The sequence below is a fragment of the Streptomyces sp. NBC_01334 genome (assembly GCF_035983595.1).
Taxonomy (GTDB): Bacteria; Actinomycetota; Actinomycetes; order Streptomycetales; family Streptomycetaceae; genus Streptomyces; species Streptomyces coriariae.
Genome location: NZ_CP130718.1, coordinates 450,114 through 471,480, shown reverse-complemented (window position 1 = coordinate 471,480; position 21,367 = coordinate 450,114). Strand labels below are relative to the sequence as shown.

Below are 21,367 nucleotides of genomic sequence, written 5' to 3'. Positions count from 1 at the left end.
AGGGAGGAAACGGACATGACCAGGCTCAGCACCGCCGACTCCGTACGCACCACCCCTGAAGGTCTCCTCTGGGAGCCCAGCCCGCGCTGGGTCCGGGGCCGCAAGGGCGAGCTCACCGTTGTCGACAGCCGGCATCCCGTCCTCGTGTGGGAGCCCGGCGTGCCGGTGCCCCTGTACGCCTTCCCACGCGAGGAGGTCCGCGAGGACCTGCTGCGGCCGGCGAAGAACCCGCCGGTCGGCACGCACACGGGCTCGCGGGTCTTCTACGACCTCGAAGTGGCCGGCGAGCTGCTGGAGAACGCGGCCTGGACCTTCCCCGCGGAGGACCTGGCCGGTCATCTCGCCTTCGAGTGGTTCCGGCGCACGGGCAGGGGACTCGACCACTGGTACGAGGAAGAGGAGGAGATCTTCATCCACCCCCGCGACCCGCACAAGCGTGTCGACGCCCTGCCCAGCAGCCGGCACGTCCGGATCGAGATCGACGGCACGGTCGTCGCCGACACCCGCCGCCCGGTCCTTCTCTTCGAGACCGGCCTGCCCACCCGCTACTACATCCCCCGCGAGGACGTCCGCCTCGACCTGTTCACCCCGACCGGCCACCGCACCGGCTGCCCCTACAAGGGCACCGCCACGTACTGGTCCTGGACCGGCGAGGCGGACGTCCCGTCCCACATCGTGTGGAGCTACCCCACGCCGGTGCCCGCCGTGGCCGCCATCGGTGAGCGGCTCGCCTTCTACAACGAGGCGGTCGACATCACCGTGGACGGCGAGCGCCTCGAACGCCCCGTCACCCCCTTCACGCATACGCTGTTGTCCCGCCCGGCGCCCTGACGGCGTCGTCGAACGGCAGAGGAGATGGTGGAGATGACGACGAAGGCGGTCGTCGCCGCGCAGTCCCGCCCGCCGCTGAGCAGGGGACGGGTGCTGAGTGCCGCCGTCGCGCTGGCCGACGAAGGCGGAGTCGACGCGCTCAGTATGCGCAACATCGCCCAGGCGCTCGGCGTCGTGCCGATGGCGCTGTACAAGCACGTGGCCAACAAGAACGAGTTGCTGGACGGCATGATCGACGTCCTCATGGACGAGATCGACCCACCGGCCGACGGCACCGACTGGAAGACGACCGTGCGCAGGCGGGTGCTGTCGGCCCGCCGCATGCTGTTGCGCCACCCGTGGGCGCCCGCGGTCATCGAGTCGCGGACGAAGGCGCGGGCCACTCCGACCCCCGCGGTGATGGCGTACCTGGACTCGATGATCGGGATCTTCCGGTCCGGGGGTTTCTCGATCCGCCTGGTCCATCACGCGATGCACGTCATGGGCAGCCGCCTGCTGGGCTTCTCCCAGGAGCTGTTCGAAGACAGCGCTGACGGCGGTGAGGCGGACCCGGACGCGATGCCGCCCGAGGAGATGGCCGCGCGTTACCCGCACATCACCGAACTGGCCATGGCGGTTGCCCATGACCCGGAGTCCGTGGTCGGCGCGGGCTGCGACGACCAGTTCGAGTTCGAGTTCGCGCTGGACCTGACACTGGACGGCCTCGAACGGCTCCTGGGCACGACCTGACGGTCCTTCCCTCCTCTTGCCTTCCCCTTGACGGGTGTACGCCGTACACCTACCGTGCCTGACAGAGGTGTACGGCGTACACCCGCCGTGCCGGAAGGCATCTGTTGTGGGCTCCTCGGCCATCGATGCCGCAAACGAGGGGGCGACTCGATGAAGGCGATCGTGCAGGAGAGGTTCGGCCCGCCGGACATCCTGGAACTGGTGGACACCGACCGGCCCGAGGTCTCGGCCGGCCAGGTGTCGGTACGGGTACGGGCCGCCGCGCTGAACCCCTACGACTGGCACATGCTGCGCGGCGATCCCTACGTGGCGCGGCTGATGGGGGGCGTGGGGCTGACGCGGCCGAAGTGCCGGGTGGCCGGCATCGACGTCGCCGGACAGGTCGAGTCGGTCGGCGCAGGCGTGAGAGGGCTCCGGCCGGGTGACGAGGTGCTGGGCTTCTGTCACGGCTCCTTCGCCGAGTACGCGCGCACCACCGCGGATCTCCTGGTCCCCAAGCCTGCGGGCCTGACCTTCGAGCAGGCCGCGGCGGTGCCGATGGCGGCGGTGACCGCCCTGCGTGGCATCCGGACCGTGGGCCGGGTGCGGGCGGGACAGCGGGTGCTGGTCAACGGAGCCGCCGGCGGTGTCGGGACGTTCGCCGTGCAGATCGCGGTGGCCCTGGACGCGGAGGTCACAGGGGTGTGCGGCACCGCCAACGTCGATCTGGTGCGCTCGCTCGGCGCCGCGCACATCGTCGACCACACCCGGGAGGACTTCACGGAAGGACGTGAGCGCTACGACGTGATCCTGGACAACGTCGGCAACCATCCGCTGAGCCGGCTGCGCCGGACCCTGACCCCGACAGGCACGCTCGTGGCCAACGGCGGCGGCTCGCCCGGCCGGGTGTTCGGTGCGGTGGGTTCCATGCTCCGGGTGATCGCGGTCAACGGGTTCGTCCGGCAACAGCTCCGGCCGATCCTCCCGTCGACCCCGGCCGGACCGGCCCGGGAGGACCTGCTCGCCGTCACCGCGCTCATCGAGGCGGGCGGACTCACTCCGGTGATCGGCCGGACCTGCACCCTGGCCGACGCGGCCGAGGGCGTGCGGTATCTGGAACGGGGGCATGCGCGCGGCAAGGCCGTGATCACGGTGCCGTGACGGGAAGTCAGAACGGGCGCGGCTCGACCGCCTGCGCGCAGCCCACCGTGCCGAGGCAGAGGAGGACGTGCCGCTCGGCGATCTCCGCCGCGCCGAGAGGGCCGTCGGCCCGGTACCAGTTGGCCACCCCCTGGCACATGATCAGGACGGCCCGGACCGCGTCGGCCGGGATGGGCGTGGTGAACACCCCCTGGGCGATGCCCGCCCGCACGGTGTCCAGCAGCATGTGCTCGAGGTAGTCCCGCAGGGCCACGTACCGGGCGCGGTTCGCCGGTTCGAGACTGCGTATCTCGGTGTCCAGGAAGGCCAGTCCCTTGCGGTTGGCCATGTAGAGCACGATGGACTCGACCATGGCGCGGAAGCGGGGGAGCGGCTCGTCGCCGGCCTCCGCGGCGGCGGCCCGGCAGCGGTCGAGCACGTCCTTGATGGACGTCTCCAGCAGGGTGGCCAGCAGTGCCTGCTTGTTCGCGTAGTGGTAGTAGAGCGCGGGAACGGTGACTCCGACCCGGCCGGCGATGTCCCGTACCGAAGTGCCGTGGTAGCCGTGCTCGTTGAAGGCCTCCATGGCATGCAGCAGGATCGGGTGGAGGTCCAGCGGCGCGTAGGTGCGCCAGTGGGGCGCGGCGGCGGTCTCCTGGCGGGGCTGCGTGCTCAAGGATGCTCCTCCGGTGCGGTGCCGACGAGCGACATCGTACGTCCCCGGGCGCCTGAATGCGCCCCTCGTGCTGCTTAACGTCCGCTCAGTAACTCTGAGGCCCTGGGTGCGTTTCGTCGTCGATCCTCTCTGTGGCGCGTCGTTCTTCCAGCTAAATGACAGGAAATCAGGGGCTCGACTTCCTTCGGAACAGCTGGTGTTACGACCATTGACCGGCTGCCCTCTCCTCCCTACCTTCTTATCGAGCGCTAAGTAGACCGGAGTTCGGAGGGCTGATGAGCGCGATGAGGGACACCACGACGCACCGGGACGCGAGGACCGTGCGGCAGGCGGCACCGGCGAGCCGCCGGGCCGGGCCGCTGACCGGTGTACGGGTGGTGGAGCTGGCGGGCATCGGGCCCGCGCCGTTCGCCGCGATGCTGCTCGGCGATCTGGGCGCCGACGTCGTCCGCGTCGACCGGCCGGGGACGCCGGTCCTCGGCGTCGACGCGGCCTTCGACGTCACCAACCGCAACAAGCGATCCGTCCTGGTCGACCTGAAGTCGGACGACGGACCCGGCGCCGTACGGGCGTTGGCGGCGCGCGCCGACATCCTGATCGAGGGCTTCCGGCCGGGAGTGGCGGAGCGGCTGGGAGTGGGCCCGCGGGAGTGCCTGGCCGTCAACCCGGCCCTGGTGTACGGCCGGATGACGGGCTGGGGTCAGGACGGTCCGCTGGCGCCCCGGGCCGGGCACGACATCGGCTACATCGCCACCGTGGGCGCACTCGGCATGATCGGCAACCCTGAAGGCCCGCCCGTGATCCCCGCCAACCTGCTCGGCGACTACGCGGGCGGCTCGCTCTACCTCGTCGCCGGAGTGCTCGCCGCCCTGCTGACCGCCCGGACGACGGGGGAGGGGCAGGTGGTGGACGCGGCCATCGTCGACGGCACCGCCCACCTCACCGCCCTCGTCCAGGGCATGCTCGCGTCGGGGGCGTGGCAGGACGCCCGGGGCCACAACCTGCTGGACGGCGGGTGCCCGTACTACACCGTCTACGAGACGGCCGACGGCGGCTGGATGGCTGTCGGCGCGCTGGAGCCCGCGTTCTACGCCGAGTTCGTCCGCCTCCTCGGCCTCGACGCCCAGGACCTGCCGGACCGGGCCGACCCGCGCCGGTGGCCGGAACTGCGGGCCGCCTTCGCGGCGCGCTTCGGATCCGACGGGCGTGCTGCCTGGACCGCCGTCTTCGAAGGCACGGACGCCTGCGTCGCCCCGGTGCTCTCCCTGCGGGAGGCCGCCCGCCACCCGCACCTCAGGGCCCGCGGCACCTTCACCGAGGAACACGGCATCGTCCAGCCCGGCCTCGCACCCCGCTTCTCCGCCACACCCGGCGCGCTGCGGCTGCCGCCGGCCCGCCCCGGAGCACACCACGACGAGGTGGCCCGGGACTGGCGCGTCCCGGAACTGACCGGAGACCCGCGGCCCGCCACCCACTCCGAGGACGGACGCTGATGGAACTCTCCACGCCTTTGCAGTACTCCGGCGACCCCCGCGCCGTCGCCGACGAGGCGGCCGCGCTGGAGGCGGCCGGACTCGACGCGATCTGGGTCGCCGAGGCCTACGCCTTCGACTCCCCGACGATCATGGGATATCTGGCCGCCCGCACCGAGCGCCTGCGCATCGGCTCCGCCGTGCTCAACGTGTACTCCCGCACCCCCGCGCTGATCGCCCAGACCGCGGCCGGACTCGACGCCCTGACCGGTGGCCGCGCCCTGCTCGGCATCGGCGCCTCCGGCCCCCAGGTGGTGGAGGGATGGCACGGCCGCCGCTACGACCGGCCGCTCGGCCGCACCCGCGAGACGATCGGGCTCGCCCGCCGCATCTGGCGGCGCGAGGTCATCGAGCACCACGGCATCACCGACCTGCCCCTGCCGCCCGAGAAGGGCGGCACGCTCGGCAAACCGCTGAAGCTGCTGACCCGCCCGGTGCGCGACACCATCCCGGTGTACGTGGCCGCCCTCGGGCCCGCGAACGTCCGGATGACCGCCGAACTCGCCGACGGATGGCTGCCGTTCCTCTATGTGCCCGAACACGCGGCGAAGGTCTGGGGCGGCCCGCTCGCCGAGGGCGCGGCGCTGCGCGCCCCGGAACTCGGCCCGTTGTCCGTCGTCGCCGGCGGGCTGCTGGCGGTCGGGGACGACGCCGAGGGGGTCCGCGACCTGATGCGGCCCGTCATCGCCCTGTACGTCGGAGGAATGGGTGCTCCGGGCCGCAACTTCTACTACGACCTGGTCTGTTCCTACGGCTACGAGGCCGAGGCCGCCGCCGTCCAGGAGCACTTCCTCGCGGGCCGCAGGCGCGAGGCGGAGGCCGCGGTCCCCGCCGAACTGTGCGAACTGGTCTGTCTGGCGGGCCCCGAGGGCTATGTGCGCGAACGGGTCGAGGCGTTCCGGGAGGCGGGCGTCACGATGCTCGACGTCACCCCCGTCGGGCGCGATCCGGCCCGCCTCGTCGAGCTCGTCAGGAACTGGCTCTGAACGACGATTCCCCGACCCGGAGGCGACCATGGAACGAGACCTGTACACGACGGAGCACGAGGCGTTCCGCGAAACCGTCCGCACCTTCCTCGCCAAGGAGGTGCTGCCGCACCACGACCGCTGGGAGCGCGAGGGAGTCGTCAGCCGTGACGTCTGGCGCGCGGCGGGCCGCCAGGGCCTGCTGGGCCTCGCCGTGCCGCAGGAGTACGGCGGCGGAGGAACCGACGACTTCCGCTACAGCGCCGTCCTGATCGAGGAGTTCGCGCGGGCGGGAGCGTCCGGCGTGGCGCTCAGCCTGCACAACGACATCGTCGGCCCCTATCTCACCCGGCTCGCCACCGACGAACAGAGGCGGCGCTGGCTGCCCGGATTCACCTCCGGCGAGACCGTCACAGCCATCGCCATGACCGAACCCGGAGCGGGCTCCGACCTCCAGGGCATCCGCACCACCGCCACCGACCGGGGCGACCACTACCTTCTCAACGGCGCCAAGACGTTCATCTCCAACGGCATCCTCGCCGACCTGGTCGTCGTCGTGGCCCGCACCACCCCCGAGGGCGGCAGCTCCGGGCAGAGCCTGCTCGTGGTCGAGCGCGGCACGAAGGGCTTCGAGCGGGGCCGCAACCTCGAAAAGATCGGCCAGAAGGCCCAGGACACCGCCGAGTTGTTCTTCGACGACGTGCGGGTGCCCAAGGAGAACCTGCTGGGCGGGCAGAACCAGGCCTTCGCCGCTCTGATGGCCAACCTCGCCCAGGAACGGCTCGCCATCGCCGTGGGCGCGGCTGCCGCGGCCGAACACGTTCTGGAACTCACCCGCGCGTATGTGAGGCAGCGCGAGGCGTTCGGCCGCCCCCTGGCCCGGCTCCAGCACATCCGCTTCGAGATCGCCGAGATGGCCACCGAGTGCGCCGTCACCCGGACCTTCGTCGACCGCTGCGTCACCGAGCACGGCGCCGGTCGCCTCGACGCCGTACACGCCTCGATGGCCAAGTGGTGGGCGACCGAACTCCAGAAGCGGGTCGTCGACCGCTGCCTCCAACTGCACGGCGGCTACGGATATATGACGGAGTACCAGGTTGCCCGGGCGTTCCTCGACAGCCGAGTCCAGACGATCTACGGCGGGACCACCGAGATCATGAAGGAGATCATCGGCCGCGCGCTGCTGGCCTGACCGGCCCGCCTTCTCCTTCGCACCCGGCGCTCCCGCGTCCCCGTCGACTCCGCTCCTCCCCGACCGGAAGGTTCCCCGTGACGACCAGCGAAGCGTATGTGTACGAGGCGATCCGCACCCCCCGCGGCCGAGGCAGGCCGGGCGGCGCGCTGCACGGCACCAAGCCCGTCGACCTGGTCGTCGGACTGATCGACGAGGTGCGCCGCCGGTTCCCCGGCCTGGACCCGGCCGGCATCGACGACATCGTCCTCGGCGTCGTCAGCCCGGTCGGCGACCAGGGCGCCGACATCGCCAGGACCGCCGCGATGGCCGCCGGGCTGCCCGACACCGTCGCCGGCGTCCAGGAGAACCGCTTCTGTGCCTCCGGTCTGGAAGCCGTCAACCTCGCCGCCGCCAAGGTGCGTTCCGGCTGGGAGGACCTGGTGCTGGCTGGTGGGGTGGAGTCCATGTCCCGCACACCCATGGGCAGCGACGGCGGCGCCTGGGCAATCGACCCCCTGACCAATCACGACACCGGGTTCGTCCCGCAGGGCATCGGCGCCGACCTGATCGCCACGCTCGAGGGGTTCGGCCGCCGGGACGTCGACGCCTACGCGGCCGAGTCCCAGGAGCGGGCCGCCCGCGCATGGAAGGAAGGCCGCTTCGCCCGCTCCGTCGTCCCCGTACGGGACCGCAACGGACTGCTGGTCCTCGACCGGGACGAACACCTCAGGCCCGGCACGACCACGGACTCCCTCGCCGCGCTCCAGCCGTCCTTCGCGGCCGCCGGCGAACTCGGCGGATTCGACGCGGTCGCCCTCCAGAAGTACCACTGGATCGAACGCGTCGACCACGTCCACCACGCGGGCAACTCCTCCGGCATCGTGGACGGAGCGGCGCTCACCGTCGTCGGCTCCGCCGAAGCCGGCCGGCGGCACGGACTGACCCCGCGAGCCCGGATCGTGTCCGCCGCCGTCTCCGGAGCCGATCCGACCATCATGCTGACCGGGCCCGCCCCGGCTTCCCGCAAGGCACTCGACCGGGCCGGCCTGACGGTCGACGACCTCGACCTGGTCGAGATCAACGAGGCGTTCGCGGCGGTGGTGCTGCGCTTCGTCAAGGACCTCCGCCTGGACCACGAGAAGGTCAACGTCAACGGCGGCGCCATCGCCATGGGCCATCCGCTCGGCGCGACCGGCGCCATGATCCTCGGCACGCTCGTGGACGAACTCGAGCGGCGCGACCTGCGCTACGGCCTCGCCACCCTGTGCGTCGGCGGCGGCATGGGTATCGCCACCGTCGTCGAACGACTGTGAACGCCCTGCCCTCCCGGCCCCTCGGCCTCGCATCGGCCCGGCGCAGGCCACCTCCCTCGGCCCGGCGCAGACCCCCCTCATCCCCCCTCGCGTAGGCCCTGCCCCGACCGCCCTCGCGCAGGCCACCCGCATCGCCCCTGCGCAGGACTGCCCCGCCCGACCAGGCGCAGGACCGTCCCGCTCCGCCCGGCATCGGCCCCGCCCTCATCCGACACGGCAAAGCTCCCGCCCCCGTCAGCCCGGCAAGGCACCCCCCTGTCCGGCCCGGCGCAGCCGCGACGCTGTCCGGCCCACGCCACCCCGCGCCGTCCGCGCGACCCCCGTCCGCCCCTGTGAGGCACGCACACCCGTAGGAGAGCGCATCCCATGGCCCCCGAAGCCGAAAGCCGCACCATCCGCTGGGAAGAGGACGCCGACCACGTGGTCACGCTCGTCCTCGACGACCCCGATCAGTCCGCCAACACCATGAACGCGGCGTTCATCGACTCCCTCGACGCCACCGCCGACCGGCTCGAGGACCTTCGCGACAGCCTCAAGGGCGTCATCGTGACCTCGGCCAAGAAGACCTTCTTCGCAGGCGGCGACCTGCGGGACCTGATCGCCGTCACCCCCGAGACCGCCGGCGCGTCCTTCGAGGCCGGCATGCGCGTCAAGCGTGCCCTGCGCCGGATCGAGACACTGGGCGTGCCCGTCGTGGCCGCCGTCGACGGCGCGGCCCTGGGCGGCGGTTACGAGATCGCGCTCGCCTGCCACCACCGGGTCGTACTGGACCGGCCCGACGCCCGCGTGGGCCTGCCGGAGGTGACCTTCGGCCTGCTGCCCGGCGGCGGCGGGGTGACCCGCACGGTACGGATGTTCGGCATCGCCGACGCGCTGCGCAAGGTACTGCTGGAGGGCCGTCAGTACGCTCCGGCCGACGCCCTCGCCGCCGGTCTGGTCGACGAGATCGCCACCGACCCCGATGAACTGCTCGCCCGTGCCCGGGCCTTCGTCGACGCACATCCGCGGTCCGTGCAGCCGTGGGACGTGCCCGGCCACCGCATCCCCGGCGGCACCCCGTCCCACCCGGCGCTCGCCGCCCAGCTGCCCGCCTTCCCCGCCTCCCTCCGCAGACAGCTGGGCGGAGCGCCCTACCCGGCGCCGCGCAACATCCTCGCCGCGGCGGTGGAGGGAGCCCAGGTCGACATCGACACCGCCTTCGTGATCGAGGCCCGGTACCTCACCGACCTGGTGACCGGGCAGACCGCCAAGAACATGATCCAGGGCTTCTTCTTCGACGCCCGGACGGTCGCGTCGGGCGCCGACCGTCCGCAGGACATCGCCTCCCGCACGGTGACCAGGGTGGCCGTCCTGGGCGCCGGGACGATGGGCGCGGGCATCGCGTACTCCTGTGCCAGGGCCGGCATCGAGGTCGTCCTGAAGGACGTCTCCGCCGAGGCCGCCGAGCGGGGCAAGGCCTGCTCCGCGCGCCTGCTGGACCGGGCCGTGGCCAAGGGCCGCACGACCGAAGCCGAACGCGCCGCGTTCCTGGCCTGCATCACCGCCACGGCCGACGCCCGCGACCTGGCGGGCTGCGACGCGGTGATCGAGGCGGTGTTCGAGGACCCCGGGCTGAAGGGCACGGTGTTCCGGGAGGCCGAGAGCGCCGTCGCCGCCGACGCCCTCCTGTGCTCCAACACCTCCACCCTGCCCATCGGCGTCCTCGCCCGTGCGGTCGGCAGGCCGAAGGACTTCGTCGGACTGCACTTCTTCTCACCCGTCGACCGGATGCGGCTGGTGGAGATCGTCCGTGGCGAGCAGACCGGGGACGAGGCCCTCGCCCGCGCCTTCGATCTGGTCCGGCAGATCGGCAAGACCCCGATCGTCGTCAACGACAGCCGGGGCTTCTTCACCTCCCGCGTCATCGGCCACTTCATCGACGAGGGCGTGGCGATGGTCGGCGAGGGACACGACCCGGCGACCGTCGAACAGGCCGCCGCACAGGCCGGCTATCCGGCCAGGGTGCTCGCCCTGCTGGACGACCTCACGCTCACCCTGCCGCGCCGGATCCGCGAGGAGACCCGGCGCGCGGCCCAGGAAGCGGGCAGAGACTGGCGGCCCCATCCGGCGCACGCCGTCGTCGACCGCATGATCGACGAGTTCGGGCGCCCCGGCCGCAGCGGCGGAGCCGGTTTCTACGACTACGAGGACGGTCGCCGTACAAGGCTCTGGCCCGGACTGCGGGAGCACTTCACCGACCCGGCACTGCGCGGGGCCGACCTCGCAGCACTCCAGCAGCGGATGCTCTTCGTCGAGGCCCTCGACTCCGTGCGCTGCCTGGAGGAGGGCGTGCTCGTCTCCGTCGCGGACGCCAACGTCGGCTCGCTGCTCGGCATCGGCTTCCCGGCGTGGACGGGCGGCGTGCTCCAGTACGTCAACGGCCACCCCGGGGGTCTGCCGGGCTTCGTGACCCGCGCACGCGAACTCGCCGAGCTGCACGGAGACCGCTTCGCCCCGCCCGAACTGCTGCTCCGCAAGGCCGAGCGCGGCGAGACCTTCACCGACCGCTGATCCCCCCACCCCCACCCGATCCGATCCGTCCAGCACGCCAGGAGGCCGTCATGACATCTGCCCCGCGCACCGACGGGGACCCACAAGGAGAACCGGCGGCGCCGTCCACGCTGCCGCTGCTCCTGGAACGCAACGCCCGCCTCCACCCGGGCCTGCCCGCCCTGTCGTGGCGGACCCCGGACGGTGGCGCGTGGTCCACGCTCACCTGGGCGGAGGTCCGGGACCGCACCACGGAACTCGCCGCCGGCCTCGCCGCGCTCGGTGCGGGCCGCGGCGACCACGTCCTGCTGATGATGGCCAACCGTCCCGAGCACTGGCTGACCGACCTCGCGCTGGTGCGCCTCGGCGCCGTGCCGGTCAGTGTCTACGGCACCGCCGCCCCCGAACAGATCACCCACATCGCGCGCAACTGCCGGGCGGCGCTGGCGGTGGTGGAAGGCGCCGCCCAGGCAGCGGTGTGGGCGCCGCTGCTCGACGACGACGCCACGCCGCTCGGACGGCTCGTGGTGGTGGAGGACGGCGAGGAAGGCCACCACCTGCCCTACGCGGCGCTCACCCGCGAGCCGGTCCCGGAGGGCTTCGGCAAGGCACTGGACACGGCCCGCCCCGGGGACGCGCTGACCGTCGTCTACACCTCCGGGACGACCGGTGAGCCCAAGGGCGTGGTCCTCACCCATCAGCAGGTGCTCGCCAACGCCGTCGCGCTCGACGCGGTGGTGGATCTGCCGCCGCACGTCGAGCACATCTGCTACCTGCCGTTCGCCCATGTCGCGGAGCGGATGCTCGGCATCTACCTGCCCTGCCACCGCGCCTCGCACGTCCATCTCTGCGCCGATCCGGCCACCGTGGCCGAAGCGGTGCGCGAGCTGCGGCCCCGGCAGTTCTTCGGTGTGCCCAGGGTCTGGGAGAAGCTGGCCGCCGCGGTCCGCACCGGCCTGACCCTGCTGCCCGAGGAGCGGCGCAAGGCCGTCGAGGAGGCCGCGGACGTGGCCCGCGAGCACGTCGGCTTCCTGGAGCGCGGCGAGGAGCCGCCCGCCGCGCTCGCGGACGCGTACGCGCGGTGTCGCGAGACGGTGCTGCTGCCCCTGCTGGCCGCGGGTGGCCTCGACCGGGTCGCCTGGGCCGCCAGCGCGTCCGCGCCGATGCCGCTGGACGTGGTGCGGTTCTGGGCCGGCTTCGGCATCGTCGTCATGGACGCGTGGGGGCTGACCGAGACGGCGGGCGTGGCGACGGCCAACAGCCCCCGCACCGGATTCCGGCTGGGCTCGGTGGGCCGCCCGGTGTCGAGCGTGCGGGTGCGCACCGCCTCGGACGGCGAGCTCCAGGTGCGCGGCTCCTCCGTCTTCGCCGGCTATCTGCGGCCGGACGGCACGGTCGGCCCCGCGCTCGACGAGGAGGGGTGGCTGCACACCGGCGACATCGGCCGGGTCGACGAGGACGGCTTCGTCTGGGTCACCGACCGGAAGAAGGAGATGATCATCACCTCGACGGGCAAGAACATCTCCCCGGCCCTCGTGGAGAACGCCCTGAAGGAACACCCGTTGATCGGCCAGGCGATGGTGCACGGCGACCACCGCTCCTACCTCGTCGCCCTGCTGGTGCTCGACCCCGAGGCGGCGCCCGCCTGGGCCGCCTCGCACGGCCTGGAGAACGGTGCGGACCTCGCCGCGCTGGCCGCGCACCCCGCCGTCCTCGAGGGGGTCGACCGGGCCGTGGCCGCCGCCAACAGCCGCCTCAACCGCACCGAACAGGTCAAGCGGTACCGGCTGTTGCCCCAGGAGTGGGGACCGGCGACCGGCGAACTGACCCCGTCGCTGAAACTGCGCCGCCGGGTCGTCCGGGACAAGTACGCCACCGAACTGACCGGCCTCTACGGCGACTGACCGCCAGTGCCGTGACCGGGAACGTTCGCCGGGAAGGTGTGTTCGTTCTGTCCCGCGGTCGGGGCATTCGAACGCCAGGTGTCCCGCAGGGGTCGGTGTGGCTGGTCGCTGCGGGACCACATGGTTGTCAGCGGGGCTCCCCGAGGGCTCTCTCGGCTTCCCTGACGTGGTGCTCGATCGGCCCGAACGAGACCAGGCCGCTTCCGGCGCCCGCGCACTCTCCGACGGCGGCGGAGAGTTCGTCGCGGGCCCGGCGCAGAACCGGCCGGTGCCCGACGGCTGCCGCGGTGCGGGCGAGTACGCACCACAGCGCCTCCTGCAGGAGGTCGTGCGGAGGCCGGGGTACGGCGCTGAGCGCCTGCCGGGCCTGTTCCACGGCGCCGGACGCGGCCAGCAGCAGAGGGTCGAGCCACGGTCGGTAGGGGCCGGTGTCCAGACGGACGAAGGCGTCGGGGTCGGGCAGGGCGTCGCCCCGCATGACCGGAACCAGCGCGACCAGCGCTGCCGCGCCCCGGGTGAGGCCGGGCATGCCGCAGTCAGCGGTCTCTGCCAGGACCTGCGTGTACCGCGGACGGGCCGCCGCCCAGCCTTCGGCCTCGCAGGTGCGCAGGGCCCGGTACCAGGACGTGAACACCTCGGCCAGCGGCCGTTCGTTGCGGTGCGCGAGCCGGTCGATCTCGGCGGCCTCGACGTCCGCCTGCGCGAAGTCACCGAGGCCGGCGAGTGCCTGGAGGCGCACGATGCGGCCCAGGACTTCGTGACCGGGCAGCTGGTGGTCGACGGCCAGCCGGGTCAGTTCACTGCCGAGGACGTCCCGGCGGGCAGCCGACCCGCAGCAGGCGAACGCCTGCATGAAGGCGCCGTTGAAGGCGAACGCCAGGAGTGCGGGGTCGCCCAGGCGACGGGCGAGCCGGACGGCCTCCTCGGCGGCGCGTTCGGCGCGCCGGCGCCACGGTTCGGTCGCGGGAGCGTCGGACGCCCGGGGAAGCGGTGCGTCGGCGGCGGCGTCGCCCCGGGACTCGACCGCCACGACGGACAGCAGTCGGGCGCGCAGCGCGGCCGGGCCGCCGGGGCCGAGCCGGGCGGCGGCGCGGGCGGCGGCCCGGGACAGCTCGCCGGCGCCCTCGGGGTCGTCGGCGCGGGTCCACACCGCCGGGACGTCGTAGGAGCCGATGATCCGGGCGGCCAGTTCGGTGTCACCGGTCGTCTCGGCTGCCGCGACCAGGTCCTGCCGGTGCCGGCGTGCCTCCTGCAGCCCGTCGGCGCCGGTGACCGCGAGGTCGCGCAGCAGGCCGGCGGTGGCGTACAGCCGGGCCCGGGACCGGGCGGGCACCGAGCGGTCCCACGAGGCCGCCGCCCGGTCCCAGATGCCGTCGGCCACCCCGGCCGGTTCGGTCGCGGAGCCGGAGCTGCTGCCGAGCACGCGGTCCTCGGCACGGGCCAGGGCGCCCCCGGGACCGTACGCACCGTTTGCTCCGGCCAGGGCGGAGCGGGCACGGCTCAGGGTCTCCAGAGCCTCACCGCGCCGTCCGGCACGGTTGAGCGCGGTGGCCAGCAGGACCCAACCGTCCTCCCGGCCGGGGTGGGCGGCTACATGGGCGCGCAGATCGGCGACGGCCTCGCGGGCGGCACCCGTTGCCAGCAGGGCGTCGGCGCGCCGCTCGACCGCGTCGAGGCGGAGCGCCTCCAGCCGGGCCTGTTCGGCGGCAGCCCACGCGGCGGCGGGGAAGTCGGCCAGCACCGGCCCACGCCAGCGGTCGAGCGCCTCGTCCCACAGGGCGACAGCCGCGTGGGGCGCTGCCTCAGCGGCTCGCGCGGCGGTGTCCTCGAACCGCCAGGCGTCCACCGTCTCGCGGCCGGCGCGCAGGGCGTAGCCGGGGCCGTCGGTGACCAGCAGGTGGGAGGGCTGCCGGGGAGGGCGCCCGGGTTCCAGGGCGCGGCGCAGCGCCGCGACGAAGGTGCGGACCGCACCCACCGCACCCGCCGGAGGCTCGTCCTCCCACAGGTCCGCAACGAGCCGGCCGACCGGCACCACCCGACCCCGGGCGATCAGCAACCGTCCGAGCACCTCGCGGTGGCGGGGCCCGCCGAGGGGGAGGACCGAGCCGCCGGCGTCCCAGGCTGCCACCGGCCCCAGCAGTCCGAACTCCACACCCACGGCAGGGTCCTTTCGCGGGCGGCGCCGTCCCCGGCGGGTGGCGCGCATCCACTCATCGATCGCTGATCCGGGGCCCGCAATCTGGGTGACGTCCCCGGACGACCCGGACCGCGAAGTCCGGGACGTCCACTCTGCCACGAACCACAGGAGTCGCTGTGACACCCCTGAGCATCCCCGGTTTGACCCAGCACCACGTGCAAGTCGACGACGGCGTCACCCTGAACGCCGCCGTCGGTGGCGCGGGCACCCCGGTCGTCCTGCTGCACGGCTTTCCGCAGACCCATCTGATGTGGCGGCACGTCGCCGCAGACCTCGCCACCGACCACACCGTCATCTGTCCCGACCTGCGCGGCTACGGCGCCAGTGACAAGCCCGCCGAGACCGGCCCCGAGGTCTACTCGAAGCGGACCATGGCCCGGGACGTCGTGCGCCTCGCCGCCGAACTGGGACACGACCGGTTCGTCCTGGCCGGCCACGACCGCGGTGCCCTGGTCGCCTTCCGCGCCGCGATGGACCACCCGGACACCGTCTCCGCTGCCCTCTTCCTCGACGTCCTGCCGACCCTCGACATGTGGGACGCCCTGCACGGGGTCTCCGCGGCGGTCGGCTTCCACCTGTACCTGATGGCACAGGCCCCCGGCCTGCCGGAGGAGATGATCCGGGCGAGCGCCGACACCTTCTTCGGCTACTTCCTCGACGCCTGGACCGACGGCCCGGACGCGATCCCCGCCGACGTCCGCGCGCACTACCTCACGGCGTCCGCGGCGGCCGTGCCCTCCATCGTCGCCGACTATCGGGCTTCGGCCGGTGTGGACGTGGATCACGACACCGCCGACCGCGACGCGGGCAACCGGCTGGCCATGCCGGTGACCGTCCTCCAGCAGGACTGGGGCGCCGCGCTCGGCTACCACGCCCAGGGCCTGTGGGGCGCCTGGGCCGGCGATCTGCGGCACCGCACGGTGTCCTGCGGCCACTTCATGGCCGAGGAAGACCCCAAGCTGATCGCCGACGAGATCCGGACGCTCGCCGACCGCTGAGCCGGACCCGCCGATGCCGGAGTCCGGACGGTGGGGGGAGGGGGAGGAAGAGACGTACACGGAGGGGAGGCACACCCTCTCAGGCCGTGGCGTACCTGGCCGCCGTCATCAGGACGGCCTCGTCCACGACATGCCGGACGGCCGCATCGTCCGGGGCCCGGTGCGGCAGGGGCATCCGGGGCCGGAACACGTAGTCGGCGATCATGCCGAGGAACTGGGCCGCTGCCGGCTCGGGATCGTCCAGGACGACCGTGCCGGCGCCACGCTCCACGTCCAGACAGCGCGTACCGGATCTAAGTAGGACATCTTTCCGCGGTGGAACTGCGACTCGGCCAGTTGCCAGGAAGCGCGACAGCTCGGCGATGACGATCCGGAACAGGTCGGCCATGTCCGCGCGGTCGGGGAGAGCCACACAGCGCCGGCCGATCAGGGCGAGGCCGGCCCGGGGGTCGCCCGGCGGCGGGGCTTCCTCGTCCGACTCTCCCGCCTGGCCAGGACGCGGTGACGATCGCGTCGAAGAGCGCCGCCTCGGTCGGGAACCGTATGCATCAGCCCTGCTTGCAGCCGGAGTTCGCACTGGCATCGGGCAACGGGTACCGGACTACGTCGGCAGCACCCTGTCGAAGTATCCAGGGCTCTGGCTGGGGAGTACATGCGGAGCGCTGGTGTAGCGCGCGGTCTGCGTCTGCCAGGCTTGGTAACCGCTGATCCATGAGGTCATCACCGCGATACAGCTGTCCACGGCGGCCCGTTCTTGCGCGGTGAGCCCCAACTGCAGGCACATGGCCGGCACCTGGAGAGCCAGTTCCTGAAAGCGCAGGCAGCGGTCCTCCACTTCCCGGCGGGCCGCGGTGATGGCCTCCTCCCGGGTGCAGTGCCGGGCCTGCTCGACGACGAGGACGAGGTTGTCCATGTCGCCGCGCGCCTCCTCCTTCTCCAGGGAGTACACGTCGTTGCACATCAGGGTGATGTCGACGGCGGCCTGGCGCATGATGCGCAGCTGCGGGCTGTGGAAGGCGGCGGCAGGCACGGTCAGCCCTGCGGCCCGCTCGCCCAGCGACAGGGGCAGATCGGTCCCGGCGACGCCCCGGCGGACCTGGAGGTAGCTCTCCACGTCGCCGGGTGTGCCGCGCAGCCGGTTGATCGCTTCGTGGGCCTGGGCGGCGAAGTAGTACTCCCACTCGTGCGCCGTACGTGCCGCCCAGGCCGGATGCGCGCCGTCGGTGCTGCGAGCCCGGATGTCCGCGAACGCCACCGAGCACGCATCCGTCCCGGGAGCGCAGCCGTGGACGATGCCGATCAGTTGCCGGCACACCGCCGCCGAGCGGGCGGGATCCGGTCCGAGCGGACCGTCGAACTGGTCGTCGAACACGAAGAAGAACGCCATCGCGTCCGTACACAGATCAAGCGCCGGCCCCTGCGCGTAGGGGAATCCGTAGGCAGCGAGCCGCGGCATGTCCCACGACGCGTACCAGTCCAGCGACCTGCCCTCCCGGACCAGGCCCGTGTGCCGCACCCAGTCGAGATTGCGTAACCGTGACCCTTCGAGCCCCGCACTCAGAGAAGGAGCAAAAGGGAGATCGAACTGTACGTCCTGCGGCATCCGTCCTCCTGGTCTCAGAGCGCGGACCGACCCGGCCCGCCCGGTCGGACCCGGGCCACGCACGACGTCGTCGCCCCGTCGCCCACACCTTCTTGAGCGTCCCGCATCCGACAGCCGGGGAGCGGTCGAAGTGTTGGCAGCGGCAGCAGTGAGCGAAATTCGGCGAAGGAGGAGTCTTCATGGCCGGGTGGACCCTGCGTCCGGATGGTGGCCGGCCCGAGGGTCGTGGATGCGCACACATCGAAACACCTGAATCCGAGCACGCACCGCAGAGCGACACATGCCGGCAGTGCGCAGCTCTCGGCCACGACTGGGTCGCCCTGCGGGTGTGCCTCGCCTGCGGCCACGTGGGCTGTTGCGACAGCTCGCGCCACGGCCATGCCACTGCTCACTTCGAGTCCAGCGGACACCCGCTGATGCGCTCCACCGAGGACGGCGACGAGTGGGCCTGGTGCTTTGTCGATGAGGTGTACCTCCAGCCGCGTGACGACGGCTGAGCATCCATTGCCCGGATTGCCGCGCCCGTCGACCGGGGGCGTTCGTGTTCGGCCTGCGCCCACGCGCTCCGAGGGCCACCCGAAGCGGCGACCGGCGCACAGGGCGCGCCCGCGTCGAACCGCCTCTGCCGTGTGCGACCCACCGGGTGCCCGCCCCCTTCCCCGCGGGGCCGGGGCCGCGGAGCCACGCTCACTTGCCCGCGTCGATGCCGAGGCGGTTCGCCACCCAGGCGACCTGAAGACCAGAGGCGCAACCGCCCGACGATCGCCATCCGAGGATCAGGTCCAGGCTTTCCGGGCCAGTCCGGCGGCGATGAGGTGTTCCCAGACCGTGAGCTCTCGTCGTTCGCCGCTGTTCCACGGGTTGGCGGTCTCGTCGGGACGCCACAGGGACGCGGGGACGATCCCGGGCTCGAGGATCTCCAGACCGTCCAGCAGGGAGGCGATTTCCTCGTCGGTGCGCCACCGGCCGCGGCCGAACGTCTGCTGGAGAACCTTCTCGGCCTGCGCGGTCTCCGGGTTGTTGCCGGAGCGGAAGTGGCTGATGAAGAAACAGCTTCCGGAGGGGACGTGGTCGCGCCAGTAGCGGACGATACCGGCCGGGTCCTCGTCATCGTTGACGTGGTGGAGGACGGCGCTGAGGATGACCGCGACGGGACGAGTGAAGTCGATGATCTCCAGGGTGTCGGGGTGAGTGCGGATGCCTTCGGGATTGCGCACATCGACCGCGACGACGCGGGTCCGGTCGTTGTTCTCCAGCAGTGCGCGGCCGTGGACCAGCACTTGGAGGTCGATGTCGACGTAGACGACCCGCGACTCGGGAGCGTGCCGCTGCGCGACCTGGTGGACGTTGTCCGCGGTCGGCAGGCCACTGCCCAGGTCGATGAACTGCCGGATGCCGGTGGTCGTCGCGATCTCCCTGACCGCCCGGGTCAGGGCCGCGCGATTGGCGAAGGCGATGGCCACCGAACCGGGCAGGTCGCGCTTGAACACGTCACCGATCTCACGGTCCACGGCGTAGTTGTCCTTGCCGCCGAGCAGATAGTCGTAGACGCGGGCGATGCTGGGCTTGGCCGGATCGATGGAGGAGCCTTCGTACGTCATGGCGGCCATTCTTCCCCGCAACGTCGCCTGCGCACCCTTGTTTTGGGGCCGTCCAGCAGGTTGGAGCGGCGTGAGGGCACGGATGCCTGGATTCGGTGTGGAACGGACCTTGACCACCCGGCGAGACCTGGCCGGTGATGAGCAGGCGGTCTTCGGCCAGTTCCAGGGTGAGTTGGCGTGCGTAGTTGTCAGATGCTCGTCGCCGACCGCTGTCAGTTCGCTATGGGGCCGGGTGTCGGAGCCTCTCCGTCCTGATGACGGCTGTCACCCTTCGCCCCTCGCGTGGAGGACCGCCGGGACGCCCCTTTCCCAAGTCCCGGTTACACCGGCGAGGTCATCGATGCCCGGATCGCCGACATCGTGGAGTTCGAGGAAGAGCTCCGGAGCCGCCGTCCGAACTGACCGGAACTCCCGGCGGCTGGAGCCGATCGGTGTGGCACGGGGCGGTCGACGCTCCATTGCGAACGCCGGGACCTTGGCATCTTGTCCTCGGTGGCCCGGTCCCGGTGGTGAGCCCCCGTGCCGATCGGCTCCTGCTCGACGAAAGCGGTCGGATCGGACCGGACGGCGGTGAGGACGGCCGGTGAGGATTGCGGTACGGCCGGACCGCGTCTGTCGCCGCGGACTCCGCCTCCCGCACGATGGAGACACTGCCCGGTTCGAGACGACCGACTCCCCTGGAGGGGCCGTGAGACGTCCGCACACCCGCCTGACAATGTTCACCACGGTTGTGACGGCGGTGGTCGCCCTGCTGTTCGGCACCGGTACGGGCGCCACCGCCGTCCAGGTGCCCACGATCCGCGGGGGCACCCTGCTGTACGCGGCCACCGGCGCCCAGTGTGTCGTCGGCTTCAACGCGGTGAGCGGGACCAATCGCTACGCCGTCATGGTCGGCCACTGTTCCGGCACCCACACCACCACCTGGTACGCGGACGCGGCCCACACCCTGCCGGTCGGCGTCACCGCGGGCGCCTCCTACCCGATCGACGACTACGGCGTGGTCCGCTACACCACGAGCGCGCTGGTCCTCCCCGGTGACATCGCGCTGGGCGGGGGCGTCTACCAGGACGTGACCGGGGCCGTGAACCCGGCGATCGGGCAGTCCGTCTGCCACGTCGGACGGACCAGCGGCGTCCACTGCGGGAGGGTGACCGCGGTCAACGCCACGATCAACCACGCCGAGGGCGCGGTCCACGGTCTGTTCCGCTCCACCGCGTGCTCGGAACCGGGCGACACCGGGGCGCCGGCCTACTCCGGGTCGATCGCCCTCGGGTTCGCGGTGGGCTCCTCGGGCAACTGCGCGTCCGGTGGCGTCACCTACTACCAGCCCGTCGCGGAGGTCCTCTCGGTCTTCGGCCTGTCTCTGTACTGACCATCCCCCGCCCGCCCACGGCCCTGGGTTCGTTGCGCGCACCCGTCAGCCGTGCTTGGCTCGCCCGATGAACCTTCTGCTGACGGCGAGTGGCCTGCGCAACGAGACACTGCGGGATGCGCTGCGGGACATGCTGGGAAAGCCGTTCGAATCGGCGAACGTCGTGTTCGTTCCCACGGCGTCGGTCGCCGAGCCCGGCGACCACGGGTGGGTCGTCGAGGACATGAACCGGCTGCACGGTCTCGGCTGGCGGGAGTTCGACGTCCTGGAGCTGAACGGCCTGCCCCGGCAGATGGTGCTCGACCGGCTGCTCCACGCCGACGTCATCTATGTCGAGGGCGGCAGTCACTACCACCTCGCGCGCAGCATCACCGGCAACGGCCTGGCCGACGGCTTCCTGGAGGCGCTGGAGAACCGGGTCTATGTGGGGGTCAGCGCCGGATCAATGATCTTCAGCCGTAATCTCACCGGACACTCCGCCGACGTCATCGGGGACACGACGGACCTCCACGTGCTCGGTGCGACGACCGTGGAGCCGCCGTTCGGCCTCTTCGACTGGTATCTCAAGCCCCACCTGTACTCGCCGGATTTTCCCGAGCGGGACGACGCCTGGGCCGATCGCATCGCCGCGCGGGCGGACTTCCCGATCTACTTCATCGACGACGAGACGGCCGTTCGCGTCAGGGACGGCAAGGTGGATGTCCTTTCCGAAGGCCGGTGGCGGTTCCATCCGTGACGCGCGCGGCCGTACCCGAGAACGACCTCTTCGCCGGACTGCGCTGACCCGCCCTGCCCGGCGCGCGGGACATTCCAGCACGGCCCTG

18 protein-coding genes are annotated in these 21,367 nt (G+C 72.1%); 13 read left to right on the top strand and 5 right to left on the bottom strand.

The genetic code is table 11. From position 1 onward, the window contains the following. The first annotated feature begins 15 nt into the window (after positions 1–15). From OG736_RS02135 to OG736_RS02125, 3 genes are all read left to right on the top strand, one after another. Positions 16–831, top strand: a complete 816-nt coding sequence (locus OG736_RS02135) for a DUF427 domain-containing protein (RefSeq protein WP_327180847.1) — start codon at positions 16–18, stop codon at positions 829–831. A gap of 24 nt (positions 832–855) precedes the next feature. After that, positions 856–1,560, top strand: a complete 705-nt coding sequence (locus tag OG736_RS02130; RefSeq protein ID WP_327180846.1) for a TetR/AcrR family transcriptional regulator C-terminal domain-containing protein — start codon at positions 856–858, stop codon at positions 1,558–1,560. A gap of 150 nt (positions 1,561–1,710) precedes the next feature. Then, a complete protein-coding gene (locus tag OG736_RS02125) occupies positions 1,711–2,700 on the top strand; it encodes an NAD(P)-dependent alcohol dehydrogenase (RefSeq protein ID WP_327180845.1) in 990 nt (329 codons plus the stop codon). A gap of 7 nt (positions 2,701–2,707) precedes the next feature. Here the strand turns inward: OG736_RS02125 and OG736_RS02120 are convergent, their stop codons facing one another. Continuing rightward, the gene (locus tag OG736_RS02120; protein ID WP_327180844.1) at positions 2,708–3,355 is read right to left on the bottom strand and encodes a TetR/AcrR family transcriptional regulator; all 648 of its coding nucleotides are present in this window, start codon (positions 3,353–3,355) and stop codon (positions 2,708–2,710) included. Positions 3,356–3,639: 284 nt separating this feature from the next. On the opposite strand from OG736_RS02120, the gene OG736_RS02115 reads away from it, so the two are divergent. From OG736_RS02115 to OG736_RS02090, 6 genes are all read left to right on the top strand, one after another. Beyond that, on the top strand, positions 3,640–4,848 hold the full coding sequence (locus tag OG736_RS02115) for a CaiB/BaiF CoA transferase family protein (RefSeq protein WP_442817152.1): 1,209 nt from the start codon (positions 3,640–3,642) through the stop codon (positions 4,846–4,848). Then, the gene (locus OG736_RS02110; protein WP_327180843.1) at positions 4,848–5,873 is read left to right on the top strand and encodes an LLM class F420-dependent oxidoreductase; all 1,026 of its coding nucleotides are present in this window, start codon (positions 4,848–4,850) and stop codon (positions 5,871–5,873) included. Before OG736_RS02115 ends, OG736_RS02110 begins: the two co-directional genes overlap by 1 nt. Before the next feature lie 28 nt (positions 5,874–5,901). Then, positions 5,902–7,044: an acyl-CoA dehydrogenase family protein gene (locus OG736_RS02105; protein WP_327180842.1), complete on the top strand. Its 1,143-nt coding sequence runs from the start codon at positions 5,902–5,904 to the stop codon at positions 7,042–7,044. Between the two features lie 77 nt (positions 7,045–7,121). Beyond that, positions 7,122–8,339: an acetyl-CoA C-acetyltransferase gene (locus tag OG736_RS02100; protein WP_327180841.1), complete on the top strand. Its 1,218-nt coding sequence runs from the start codon at positions 7,122–7,124 to the stop codon at positions 8,337–8,339. 366 nt (positions 8,340–8,705) lie between these two features. Continuing rightward, a complete protein-coding gene (locus OG736_RS02095) occupies positions 8,706–10,889 on the top strand; it encodes a 3-hydroxyacyl-CoA dehydrogenase NAD-binding domain-containing protein (protein ID WP_327180840.1) in 2,184 nt (727 codons plus the stop codon). 50 nt (positions 10,890–10,939) lie between these two features. Then, complete coding sequence (locus tag OG736_RS02090; protein WP_327180839.1) at positions 10,940–12,772, top strand: AMP-dependent synthetase/ligase; 1,833 nt, start codon at positions 10,940–10,942, stop codon at positions 12,770–12,772. 127 nt (positions 12,773–12,899) lie between these two features. Here the strand turns inward: OG736_RS02090 and OG736_RS02085 are convergent, their stop codons facing one another. Continuing rightward, positions 12,900–14,930 (bottom strand): AfsR/SARP family transcriptional regulator, encoded by a 2,031-nt coding sequence (locus OG736_RS02085; protein WP_327180838.1) that lies wholly within the window; start codon positions 14,928–14,930, stop codon positions 12,900–12,902. Between the two features lie 155 nt (positions 14,931–15,085). Between OG736_RS02085 and OG736_RS02080 the strand changes: the two genes are divergently transcribed. After that, the gene (locus tag OG736_RS02080; protein ID WP_327180837.1) at positions 15,086–15,967 is read left to right on the top strand and encodes an alpha/beta fold hydrolase; all 882 of its coding nucleotides are present in this window, start codon (positions 15,086–15,088) and stop codon (positions 15,965–15,967) included. A gap of 79 nt (positions 15,968–16,046) precedes the next feature. Here the strand turns inward: OG736_RS02080 and OG736_RS02075 are convergent, their stop codons facing one another. Continuing rightward, the gene (locus tag OG736_RS02075) at positions 16,047–16,355 is read right to left on the bottom strand and encodes a TetR/AcrR family transcriptional regulator C-terminal domain-containing protein (protein ID WP_327180836.1); all 309 of its coding nucleotides are present in this window, start codon (positions 16,353–16,355) and stop codon (positions 16,047–16,049) included. A gap of 213 nt (positions 16,356–16,568) precedes the next feature. Further along, complete coding sequence (locus tag OG736_RS02070; RefSeq protein ID WP_327180835.1) at positions 16,569–17,483, bottom strand: terpene synthase family protein; 915 nt, start codon at positions 17,481–17,483, stop codon at positions 16,569–16,571. Positions 17,484–17,749: 266 nt separating this feature from the next. Here OG736_RS02070 and OG736_RS02065 point away from each other — a divergent pair, with 266 nt between their 5' ends. Then, complete coding sequence (locus OG736_RS02065; RefSeq protein ID WP_327180834.1) at positions 17,750–18,067, top strand: UBP-type zinc finger domain-containing protein; 318 nt, start codon at positions 17,750–17,752, stop codon at positions 18,065–18,067. 279 nt (positions 18,068–18,346) lie between these two features. Here OG736_RS02065 and OG736_RS02060 read toward each other — a convergent pair whose 3' ends face one another. Continuing rightward, entirely contained in the window at positions 18,347–19,180 is an 834-nt protein-coding gene (locus OG736_RS02060) for an SAM-dependent methyltransferase (protein ID WP_327180833.1), read from the bottom strand. A gap of 706 nt (positions 19,181–19,886) precedes the next feature. Here OG736_RS02060 and OG736_RS02055 point away from each other — a divergent pair. Together OG736_RS02055 and OG736_RS02050 are read left to right on the top strand one after the other, a co-directional pair. Continuing rightward, complete coding sequence (locus OG736_RS02055) at positions 19,887–20,543, top strand: S1 family peptidase (protein WP_327180832.1); 657 nt, start codon at positions 19,887–19,889, stop codon at positions 20,541–20,543. 67 nt (positions 20,544–20,610) lie between these two features. Then, positions 20,611–21,279, top strand: coding sequence for a peptidase E (locus tag OG736_RS02050; RefSeq protein ID WP_327180831.1), 669 nt, complete (start codon positions 20,611–20,613; stop codon positions 21,277–21,279). The last annotated feature ends 88 nt before the right edge of the window (positions 21,280–21,367 follow it).

What these genes read in the sequence shown, in the direction of transcription:
- OG736_RS02060 (WP_327180833.1), bottom strand. Translation starts at nt 19,180, where the DNA reads ATGGCCGCCATGACGTACGAAGGCTCCTCCATCGATCCGGCCAAGCCC.
- OG736_RS02130 (WP_327180846.1), top strand. Translation starts at nt 856, where the DNA reads ATGGTGGAGATGACGACGAAGGCGGTCGTCGCCGCGCAGTCCCGCCCG.
- OG736_RS02055 (WP_327180832.1), top strand. Translation starts at nt 19,887, where the DNA reads ATGTTCACCACGGTTGTGACGGCGGTGGTCGCCCTGCTGTTCGGCACC.
- OG736_RS02075 (WP_327180836.1), bottom strand. Translation starts at nt 16,355, where the DNA reads ATGGCCGACCTGTTCCGGATCGTCATCGCCGAGCTGTCGCGCTTCCTG.
- OG736_RS02115 (WP_442817152.1), top strand. Translation starts at nt 3,640, where the DNA reads ATGAGGGACACCACGACGCACCGGGACGCGAGGACCGTGCGGCAGGCG.
- OG736_RS02105 (WP_327180842.1), top strand. Translation starts at nt 5,902, where the DNA reads ATGGAACGAGACCTGTACACGACGGAGCACGAGGCGTTCCGCGAAACC.
- OG736_RS02095 (WP_327180840.1), top strand. Translation starts at nt 8,706, where the DNA reads ATGGCCCCCGAAGCCGAAAGCCGCACCATCCGCTGGGAAGAGGACGCC.
- OG736_RS02090 (WP_327180839.1), top strand. Translation starts at nt 10,940, where the DNA reads ATGACATCTGCCCCGCGCACCGACGGGGACCCACAAGGAGAACCGGCG.
- OG736_RS02135 (WP_327180847.1), top strand. Translation starts at nt 16, where the DNA reads ATGACCAGGCTCAGCACCGCCGACTCCGTACGCACCACCCCTGAAGGT.
- OG736_RS02110 (WP_327180843.1), top strand. Translation starts at nt 4,848, where the DNA reads ATGGAACTCTCCACGCCTTTGCAGTACTCCGGCGACCCCCGCGCCGTC.
- OG736_RS02125 (WP_327180845.1), top strand. Translation starts at nt 1,711, where the DNA reads ATGAAGGCGATCGTGCAGGAGAGGTTCGGCCCGCCGGACATCCTGGAA.
- OG736_RS02065 (WP_327180834.1), top strand. Translation starts at nt 17,750, where the DNA reads ATGGCCGGGTGGACCCTGCGTCCGGATGGTGGCCGGCCCGAGGGTCGT.
- OG736_RS02050 (WP_327180831.1), top strand. Translation starts at nt 20,611, where the DNA reads ATGAACCTTCTGCTGACGGCGAGTGGCCTGCGCAACGAGACACTGCGG.